The sequence below is a fragment of the Streptomyces alkaliphilus genome, assembly GCF_014141535.1.
Taxonomy (GTDB): Bacteria; Actinomycetota; Actinomycetes; order Streptomycetales; family Streptomycetaceae; genus Streptomyces; species Streptomyces alkaliphilus.
Genome location: NZ_VKHT01001731.1, coordinates 1 through 457, shown reverse-complemented (window position 1 = coordinate 457; position 457 = coordinate 1). Strand labels below are relative to the sequence as shown.

The 457-nt window shown below is 77.7% G+C and carries 1 protein-coding gene; it reads right to left on the bottom strand.

Annotation, left to right across the window (positions count from 1 at the left end):
* Window positions 1-99: 99 nt before the first annotated feature.
* On the bottom strand, window positions 100-457 hold a 358-nt coding region (locus FNQ90_RS26525; RefSeq protein WP_182608596.1), incomplete at its 5' end, for a pyridoxamine 5'-phosphate oxidase family protein.

Below are 457 nucleotides of genomic sequence, written 5' to 3'. Positions count from 1 at the left end.
CCCCCGGGCCCCCGGCGCCGGCACGGCCCCGGTCGGCCCGTCCCCCATGGGGCGGGTCGGCCGGGGCCGTGCCCGTGCGGGTTCCGTGCTCCTCGGTGCTCAGCGGGCCCCGCCGCGCATCAGCCACCGCCGCACCGCGACCTCGAGCAGGAGGGTGCGCTCCCCCGTGCCGTGGGGATCGCGCGGGTCCCAGCCGTACTTGTCGGTGAACGCCTCCACCACATCCGGGGGGAAACCCTCCCGGTGGACGCGGACCCCGCCCTCGGCCACCACCGGACGCTCGCCGTCCTCCAGCGCCGGCGAGACGCGCGGGGAGCGGGCCACCAACCGGGCCTTCACCGAGCCGGCGTGCACGCCGATCCACCACCGTTCCCGGAGGAAGACGAACCACACGGGCGTCACGTGGGGGGAGCCGTCGGCGCGCACGCAGCACAGCCGGACGTTCCGTTCCCGGGCC